6 protein-coding genes and 1 pseudogene are annotated in these 9,225 nt (G+C 61.2%); 4 read left to right on the top strand and 3 right to left on the bottom strand.

From position 1 onward, the window contains the following. Positions 1–6: 6 nt before the first annotated feature. The gene (locus tag VIM98_RS12560) at positions 7–504 is read left to right on the top strand and encodes a TPM domain-containing protein (RefSeq protein WP_331993450.1); all 498 of its coding nucleotides are present in this window, start codon (positions 7–9) and stop codon (positions 502–504) included. 282 nt (positions 505–786) lie between these two features. On the opposite strand, the gene VIM98_RS20670 is transcribed toward VIM98_RS12560, so the two are convergent. Next, positions 787–3,645, bottom strand: a complete 2,859-nt coding sequence (locus VIM98_RS20670) for a TonB-dependent receptor plug domain-containing protein (protein WP_414650217.1) — start codon at positions 3,643–3,645, stop codon at positions 787–789. A gap of 378 nt (positions 3,646–4,023) precedes the next feature. Further along, positions 4,024–5,976, bottom strand: a complete 1,953-nt coding sequence (locus tag VIM98_RS12545; RefSeq protein WP_331993448.1) for an alpha/beta hydrolase family protein — start codon at positions 5,974–5,976, stop codon at positions 4,024–4,026. A 193-nt stretch (positions 5,977–6,169) separates the two neighbouring features. Between VIM98_RS12545 and lgt the strand changes: the two genes are divergently transcribed. Next, complete coding sequence (gene lgt / locus VIM98_RS12540; protein ID WP_331993447.1) at positions 6,170–7,054, top strand: prolipoprotein diacylglyceryl transferase; 885 nt, start codon at positions 6,170–6,172, stop codon at positions 7,052–7,054. A 101-nt stretch (positions 7,055–7,155) separates the two neighbouring features. Next, entirely contained in the window at positions 7,156–8,052 is an 897-nt protein-coding gene (gene thyA / locus VIM98_RS12535) for a thymidylate synthase (RefSeq protein WP_331993446.1), read from the top strand. Positions 8,053–8,153: 101 nt separating this feature from the next. On the opposite strand, the gene VIM98_RS12530 is transcribed toward thyA, so the two are convergent. Next, positions 8,154–8,834, bottom strand: a complete 681-nt coding sequence (locus VIM98_RS12530) for an AraC family transcriptional regulator (RefSeq protein WP_331993445.1) — start codon at positions 8,832–8,834, stop codon at positions 8,154–8,156. A 109-nt stretch (positions 8,835–8,943) separates the two neighbouring features. Here VIM98_RS12530 and VIM98_RS12525 point away from each other — a divergent pair. Continuing rightward, positions 8,944–9,225: pseudogene (locus VIM98_RS12525) on the top strand (hypothetical protein); the annotation flags it as partial.

Raw genomic sequence — 9,225 nt, 5'->3', positions numbered from 1 at the left:
ACGCTGATGCGACGCTTGCTGCAAAACGCGTTCGAAGGCTGGTTTCAGTTGCCGAGGCGTTTTCCGTCGGCCGTGCTGGACGAGATTGCCGCGCTGGTCGCCGCTGGGGAGCGGATGCACGATGGTGAAGTGCGTGTGGCTATCGAAGCGCGCCTTAACCTCTCTGCGGTGTTGTCCGGCATGACCGCGACCGATCGCGCGCACGAGCTCTTTTCGCATCTGCGTGTATGGGATACCGAGCGCAATTGCGGTGTGCTGCTTTATGTCCTGCTGGCCGAGCATCGCATCGAGATCGTCGCCGATCGTGGTATTGCGCGACGGGTGAGCGATGCGGAGTGGGAGAGCTTGTGCGATCGCATACGCGAAGGTTTTGCGCGGGGAGATTGGCGCAGCGGCCTGTTGCGCGGAGTGGAGCAGGCCAATGCATTGCTGAGCATGCATTTTCCCGATGACGGATCGCGCCGTGGGCATGGGGAATTGCCGGATGAGCCGATAATTCTTTGAAGAGCATCCCTCGCCCCAACCTCTCTCCCGGCGAAGCCAGGGGAGAGTGAGCGGTCGCGCAAGCGCGAAGTACTGCGGTTTACCTCAGCCAGGTTCCCTTTCCCCTGGCTTTGCCTGGGAGAGGGAGCGGGCTGCGCAAGTGCGAAACACTGAGGCTTACTCCAGTCAGGCTCCCTCTCCCCTGGCTTGCCGGGAGAGAGGGTTGGGGTGAGGGGGGCTCTTCAAACAAAAAAAAGCGGGCCCGAAGGCCCGCCTCTTAAACTACTTCAGCTCGTACAGAGCTTAGAACTTCTGGTTGTAACGCACGAAGAAGAAGCGACCGTAATCGTACGACGGGTTGTAGACGAACCCGCTGTTGCCGATGGCGTTGCTCGACGCGGTGTAGAACAGCGGACCCTTGCGGTTGAACACGTTGTTCGCGCCCACCGAGAAGGTGCCGTTCCACGGTGCCGTCCAACGGACCGAGAGGTCGTTGAAGGCGATCGCACCGGTCTGACGCTTCGGCGTGATGCCGACGCCCGGGGTGACGTAGTTCGGCAGGTTGCATTCCGAACCGCCATCCAGGTCGAACGCGCAGTCTTCCTTCAGGCCCGAGTAGTAACGGATGCCCCAGGTTGCGCCGAAGTTGCCGTAGGTCCAATCCAGATTGGCGTTCGAGCGAACGCGCCAGGTGGAGTACTGGCCTGCGCTGTAGACGGTCGGGGTATCGCCGCCGAGCATCTGGTTGTACTTGACCACGTAGTTCGTGTCCGACGTAATGCGGAACTCGCCGAACGAGAACTTCGGCAGACGGTAGGTGAAGCCGAAATCGTAGCCTTCGGTTTCCAGGCGACCGCGGTTCTGCAATTCGTAGCTCAGATCGACGACTTGACCGTTGGCGTCGCGACGGAACTGGCCGCACGCCGACTGAACGCCACGCAGGTAGCAGTCATCCAGAACATCGTTCGGCGTCACTGCGCTGATGATGTTGTTGATGCGGATGTTGTACCAATCCAGCGTCACATTCAGGCCGTCGACATAGCTCGGGCTGTAGACCAGGCCAAGAGTCTTGCTAAGCGAGGTTTCCGGACGCAGCTGTGCGTTCGAGCCGGAGATGAAGGGCGTGGTGCCCTGGGCCGGTAGAGCGGTGACTGCATTGCCTGCACCGTCGGTTTGACGGAAGTTCGGGGCAACACCTGCTGCGCGGCAATTGGCGATCGCATTGGCATTGCCAGTTGCTACCGCACCGAACTGCGAATCGCACGGATCGGAGTAGACGTCGAAGGTCTGGACCTGGCCGCCGTACAGGTCGTTGATCGTCGGCGAACGGAAGCCTTCGGAGATGCTGCCGCGCACCAGCAGGTCGTCGAACGGCTTCCACTGCAAGCCGAACTTGCTGTTGGTGGTGCTACCGAAGGTGTTGTACTTCGAGTAGCGGGTCGCCAGGTCGACCGACACCAGCTTCGCGCCGGGCAGGTCGGCCAGCACCGGGATGTTCAACTCGGCGTAGGCTTCTTTGGTGTTGTACTTGCCCGAGGACGCATCGGAGGCCGGGTCGGTCGAGTTGCCGGTCTGTGAGAACGCGTCGGGAGTGTTGAAGCCGGCGTTGCGGCGGTATTCCACCCCGGCGGCAAACTGCATCATGCCGGCCGGCAGCTGGACCACATCGCCGGTGATATTGGCGGCAAAGCCGTTTTCCTGCGTACCGTAGGTGCCGTTGGTGTTGACGCCGATGTAATCGAGCATCTGCGGGGTCAGACCGCCGGCGCCGGACAGGATGTTCACCGGGGTGCAACCGGCAATCACCGCGCCCGGACGGCCGCACTTGACCACGCCGTCGGTGTCCTTGAAGGACGGGCCGAGCGCCTGGGCCAGGTTCACCAGGTTGTAGTTGCCGGTGCCGAAGACGCTGCCGCGGTTCTTGTTGAAGTAGCCGCTGACATCCCAGTTGAAGTTGCGCTCGCCGATCTGGAAGGCGCCTTCAAAACCTGCACCGATGCGGTAGGTCTTGACAGTGTTTTTGGTAACGCGCGGATCTTCGACGCCGCGACGCAGGAATTCGACGTCCTGCGGCGTGGCATAGCCTTGCTGGCTGCCCAGTGGGTTGTAGTAGCTGTCCTTGTCCAGCACGACGCCGGTGTTGCCGGTGCCGATCGGATAGCCGGCGATCTGGGTGATCGCGGTGCGCTCGGTATAGGCTGCATCTGCGCGGAAGCTGACGTTATCCGTGATGGCGTAGTTGACCTTACCGAATAACGATTTACGCTTCGACTCCGGCATCAGCATCATTTGCTGATTGGCGTTATATCTGTCCGCATTCGTAAAGGGATGATAGTCGCCGAGTTGGGTCGTATCGCCACCTGGATTGAGTACCAGTCCACCTGAAGGGGCATTGGTGATGTAACCGTTAGGGCCGTAGGGCGAGAACGTACCGGCATCGGGATGTAGCGGACCCAGCGGGTAGCGCGAGAAGTCGCGGTCGCGCGCCCACACCGGATTTTCCTTGGTGTAGGTGCCGCTGAACACGTACGACAGCTTGCCGATCTTGTTGCCCCAGGTGAAATCGTACTGCTGCTGGGTGCCGTCCATCTGGCCGTACTTGCCGAAATAGGCGTTCGCTTCGCCGCCCTGGATATCCGAGCGGGTGATGATGTTGATCACGCCAGCGATGGCATCGGAGCCGTACACGGCCGAGGCGCCGTCCTTGAGGACGTCAATGCGCTCGATGATCGAGGACGGGATGGAGTCCAGATCGGTGAAGCCGTCGGCATTGGTGCCCCAGCGGCGGCCGTCGACCAGCACCAGCGTGCGGGCGAAGCCCAGGCCACGCAGTTCGACATAGGAGCCGCCGGCGTAGGTGTTGGAGGTGAGCACGGCCGACTTGCTGTAGCCGGGGGCGCCGGCTGCCGTGATGTGCGACAGGATGTCGCCCACGTTCACGTAGCCCTGCTTCTGGATTTCCTGGCGGCTCAGCGTGAACACCGGCTGCGCCGTTTCCACGTCCACGCTGCGGATGCGCGAACCGGTCACGGTGATGGTTTCGAGATTCTGGGCCTTGGCCTGGTCGGCCTGGGCGGGTGCCGCGTCCTGCGCCGATGCGGTCCACAGGGGCAGCATGAGCGCCGCTGCAATGGCCGAAGCCAGCAGTGTCTTTTGCTTCATTGTTTCGACAACTCCGAACAAACAATAGCCAGCAGCCAGCGTTCATCCGGCTGGTTTTCTGGGTATCTGGAATGGCGCGCGACGCCCGGGGTTGAGCTGGCGCACCTCGGCATCGTCGAGCCGTGGGGAAAGACGATGTGATGCCGAAGTTAAAACAGACGAGTACTAGAGCGCAATATCTAGCGTCTCAAAAATTAGACTTAATAACATAAGTAATTGACATTTAAGAAATATGTATCGTGCGATCCTGCGGGGCTGTAGGCGTTCGCAGAAACGCGCGTAGGATATTTGCGACATACGCTGTCGTTCTTGCGGTTGGCGGAAATAAAAACGGAAGCGACCAAAGCCGCTCCCGTTGCGCAAAATCAGGTTGTCCTATCAGTGGCTAGTGGCACCGGGGCCGATATTCTTGGCCAGGAAATCCGCCAACGTGTTGTAGAACTCGATGTTGTTCTTTTCGTCGTAGAAGCCATGGCCTTCGCCCGGCTTGGACAGCCACTGGTAGGGCTTGTGCGCGGCATCCAGCGCCGCGCGCATGGCTTTGGCCTGGGCGAACGGCGCGCGCTGATCGTCTTCGCCATGAATCAGCAGTACCGGGACATCGATCTTGTCGGCCAGCTTGTCGGGGGAGTTGGCGGCCAGGTCGGCGTCGTCCTTGCCGATGACGGTCGTGAGATAGCTGCGGCCGGATTTCAAGTCGCGAATATCGCCCTTGCTGTACATCATCTTCAGGTCGTAGATGCCGGCGTAGCCGACGGCACATTTGAACAGGCCGGGCGCACGGATAGTGCTCATCATCGCCGAATAGCCGCCGAAGCTCGCACCGTAGACACAGACGCGTTTGGGATCGGCGTAGTTCTCGGCGATAGCCCACTTCACGCCGTCGATCAGGTCCTGCTGCACACGCGTGCCCCACTTCAGATAGCCCTCGCCAACGAAGTTGCGGCCGCGACCGCTGGAGCCGCGGTAATTGACCTGCAGCACGAGATAACCGCGACTGGCCAGGAACTGTGCATCGCGATCGTAGAACCAGTCGTCCTGGATGCCATGCGGGCCACCGTGCGGCAGCAGCACCATCGGCAGGTTCATTTCGCTGGCACCGCGTGGAAGGGTAAGGATCGCTTCCAGCTCCATGCCATCGCTGGCCTTGAAGCGTACCGGGCGCCGCTCGGACATGCGTGCTGGATCGACCCAGGGCTCGACCGAAAAGAGCTTGCGCACTTTGTAGCTGTGTGTGTCGATCAAATAGTACGTGCCCGGGTCGCGATCGCTGCTGACCTTGAACAACAAGACAGTGCCGTCGTCGCTGAACTTGATGAAATCCACGAAGCCGGGGAATTTCTGACTGATCGCCATGTGCAGCTTGGCGGTCGGCAGATTCGGATCGACGTAGTCGACCTTCGGCACGCCTGCGGCGTAAGTGACGGCAAAAGGTTGGTAGGGGTAAGCCGTCCACTGCACATTGCCGACATCGGCGAAGTCCGCCTTGGCCAATACCTTGCGATTGCCGCCGTCCTCATCCTGCTCTATCAACGACTGCGGACCGCCGTCGGCGTTGAAGGTGGCGTAGACGCGCTTGTTGTCCGGGGTGAACTCCAGTGGCGAGAAGCCGGCGCGGCCCAGGTTCATCTTGCTCCAGCCGCTGCCTTCGCGATGATAGACGACGTAGTCGTAGTCATCGTTCTCGCCATAGGCGAAATGCGCCTGGCCGTCGGCGCCGATCATGAAGCTCATGCCCGAGATGCCGATATCGCCGATCAGCTTGCGTGCGCTATTGGTCGCATCGACATCGTAAAGCGAGTATTTGCCGCGGTTATCCCATGACTCGGCCATCATGTAGAAATGGCCATTGGATTGCGGCGGCTTGCCGACGATGAAGCCCCAGCCCTTGTCGGTGCTGCGCGTGGCCGAGCGCGTGCCCAGCGTGTCGAAGCCGAAGATGTAATCCTGATGCTTGCCGTCGAAGTCGGTGGCGAGCAGTTCGCCATAGAACGTGGGCTTGTCGAGCGAGCCGGCTTCCTTACCCTTGGCGACGACCAGGCGAGTCGGACTGACCCAGGTGATATCTAGTGGAATCTGGTATTTGGGCATGCGCAGCAGGCTCACCGGCGTCTGCATATCCTCCACTTTGTAGACCACCAGCGCGTGGGTGCTGGCATCGTTGTCGTCCATGCGCACGGCCAGGTATTTGCCGTCGGGGGACAAATGCGGGTCAGACAGCGTCGAGTGACGCGCAAAGGTTTCGACCGGAATCAGCTCGTCGGCCAGCGCGGTGGCGGGCAGCAACAGGCAAGCGGCGGACAGCGCGGTCCGCATAAGACGGTGCAGCATCGATTTCCCCCTACAACTTTCCAATGTTTTTGACGGATGCGGCCACTCGGCCCGGGTCCGGGGTGGCAGCGGCGCCCAGACCATGGCGCCTCCTCCCGAGTGTAGCCACGGTTTGGCCGAGGGCGGAAGAGGCGTACGGACACCAGAAAGGTGGGTCAAGCTAAACTGCGTCTTTTCGGCCAAGCGTCAGCCCATGAGTCAGCCCTTTACCGTTGCCATCGACCCCGTTGCCTTCCGCCTGGGGCCGGCCCAGATCCATTGGTATGGCCTGATGTATCTGCTGAGTTTCCTGGGGGCCTGGCTCCTGGGCGAGTACCGGCGCAAGCAGGGCAGGCTGCCGGTGACTCGCGATGCCATGGGCGACCTGGCCTTCTACGCGATGATGGGCGTCATCGCCGGCGGTCGGGTGGGCTATATGTTGTTCTATACAAACATCCGCTGGATCTGGACCGATCCGCTGGCGCTGTTCAAAGTGTGGGACGGCGGCATGAGCTTCCACGGTGGCCTGCTTGGCGTGCTGGTGGCCGGTTTGTGGTGGTCGCGGCGCAACAAGTTGCATTTCATGGACACGGTGGACTTTGTCGCTCCGCTGGTACCGATCGGGTTGGGACTGGGCCGCCTGGGCAATTTCATCAACGGCGAGCTCTGGGGCAAGCCGAGCAGCCTGCCCTGGGCGATGATCTTCCCCAATGCGAGCGAACAGGATGCTCAGTTGGCGGCCAACGACCCGTCGCTGGCCCGGCTGTTCGAGCAGTTTCATGGCCTGCCGCGCCAGCCGTCGCAGCTCTACGAAATGCTGCTGGAGGGTGTGGTGATGTTTACGGTGCTTTGGGTGGTTTCGATGAAGCCCCGCCCGCGTTACCTCATCTCCGGCCTGTTCGCATTGATGTACGGCTGCTTCCGCTTCCTGGTGGAGTTCGTACGCCTGCCCGACGTGCAATTGGGCTATCTGGCATTCGGCTGGTTGACCATGGGACAAATTCTCTCGCTGCCGCTGATTGTGGTCGGGCTGGTGTTGATGGCCATGTCGCGGCGCGCGCCCACACTGGCGATCGCGGCGAAACCGTCCGAGGCCTGAGAGCGCGGACTGCGTAGCGCACGACTTTAAATCAGCTTGATCTTGTGGCGGCTCGGGTGTCTGATGCTTGCCACGAGCACCACCGCCAGGCCTCATTCGTTATGCGTCATCCGGAGTTCCAATACCTCGACCTCATGTCGCGCGTCCTCGAACAGGGCGATCGCCGGATCGACCGCACCGGCGTGGGTACGCTTTCGGTATTCGGTGCGTTCGCGCGTTTCGACCTGAGTCGTGGCGAGTTTCCCGTGCTGACGACCAAGCGCGTGCACTGGAAACTGGCGATTAAAGAAATGCTGTGGTTCCTCAGCGGCGAGACGAACATTCGTCCTTTGTTGAAGGAAGGCGTGAGAATCTGGAGCGATTGGCCGCTCGCCAAGTTTCGCCAGCAGACGGGCGAGCAAATCACTCAAGAAGCGTTCGAGCAGCGGATTCTGGACGACGAGACGTTCGCAGCGACCTGGGGCGACCTCGGCCCCGTGTACGGTAAGCAATGGAGGCGCTGGCAAGGTAACGATGGCGTCGTGCACGATCAGATCGACACGCTGATCACGACGCTGCGAAACAACCCTTATAGCCGCCGCATGCTGTTTCACGCGTGGAACGTGGCCGATATCTCGAGCATGGCGCTGCCGCCGTGCCACATGGTCTATCAGTTTCACGTCAATACCGGCGGTAAGCTGAGCTTGATGATGTATCAGCGCAGCTGCGATCTTCTGCTTGGCGCGCCATTCAATTGGGTAGGCGCAGTGGCGTTGCTGCAGATGGTTGCGCAACAGGCGCAACTGGAGCTCGGTGAGTTTGTATGGGTGGGTGGGGATGTGCATCTGTACCTCAACCACCTAGAGCAGGCGCAGCTGCAGCTTTCGCGAGAGCCGCGTGCCATGCCGACCTTGAGTCTGGTTCGCAGCGCGCCTTCCATCGACGCTTACAGCATCGACGACTTCGAGTTATCGGGTTATACGCCTCATCCGCCGATCAAAGCGGATGTCGCGGTCTAAAAGAGCTGGCCCTTGTCCACGTGCAATGACCGACATGTCATTGCGGCAACGCCACATGCAAGCAAAAAACACGCGCCGCTATTGGCGACTGCCTTGAAGCGCTAAGCGAACCGCCTGCGCCAAGCGGCAGGCGTGGTATCCGTAAGTGCGCTGAAGCTCCGGGAAAGATGCGCCTGGTCGGCGAAACCGCATTCGGCGGCGATCTGGGCAAGAGATTGCGAGGACGTCATCGCCTGCAGCGCGCGAAGCGTGCGGATGCGCGCTCGATACGCGATCGCGGTCATCCCATAGGCGCGGCGAAATCCGCGGCTCACGGTTTCAGGACGGAGCCCTTGCCACTCCGCCCACGCTTCGAGGTTGAGAAAGGGATCGCGCCGGATGGCCTCTGCGAGGCGGTCCGGCCAGTCCATCGGAGCTACGGGCGCCCAAGTGACTGTCTGGCCGATCAGCAGCATTGCCTTGTCCATCCCTTCCTCGGCGGCCCGCATCACGGCGTCTACGTCATCGACGCGGCCCAGCGCGGAAGCGATATGGCTCTGCCACGGCACCACCAGGACATCGGCGCCCGAGTGAGCGACATCGTTCAGATGGGACTCGTACGCGCCGTGAAATACTACGTCGCCGGGCCTCACCTGTACGCGACCGCGATCTCCCGCCTCCGTATAGCTGCCTCGCAGCACAACAGCCGCGAAGCCGCAATCGTGCCGATGGCGGGCCAGCTTCTCCTTCGGTGGATGGCGCAGCCTCCCTGGCAGCGTGGGTGCGATGCAGTCGCAAGTCATTCGTCATGGTGATGACCGGCCCGCCAGAGCGTCAAGTAGATTCAAGGCAAACTGATGACACGCGCGTATCGTCCTGGCCGCCCTAATATTTCGAGCTCCTGTGTTGTCGATGTGGTCCTGTCCTGCGTTGCCGGCCTCCAACCCGAGGTTGCCCGTTTTCCTGTTCATCGGCCTGCTTGCTTTCCTACCTATGGTGCTCAGGGCGCAGGACGGTGCGATCGACCTTAAGGTCGATGCCCGCGATGTGCTGTCGCGGCATCAGCACGCCCATCTCTCCATACCCGTTCATCCGGGGCACCTGGCCCTTGCGTACCCCAAATGGGTCCCGGGCGAGCACCGGCCGAACGGGCCGGTGACCCAGCTCATGGATCTGCGGATCCACGCAGGCGGG

This window comes from Dyella sp., assembly GCF_036568765.1.
GTDB lineage: Bacteria > Pseudomonadota > Gammaproteobacteria > Xanthomonadales > Rhodanobacteraceae > GSA-30.
The sequence above is the reverse complement of the archived record's forward strand: the minus strand, read 5'-3'. Positions and strand labels throughout refer to the sequence as shown.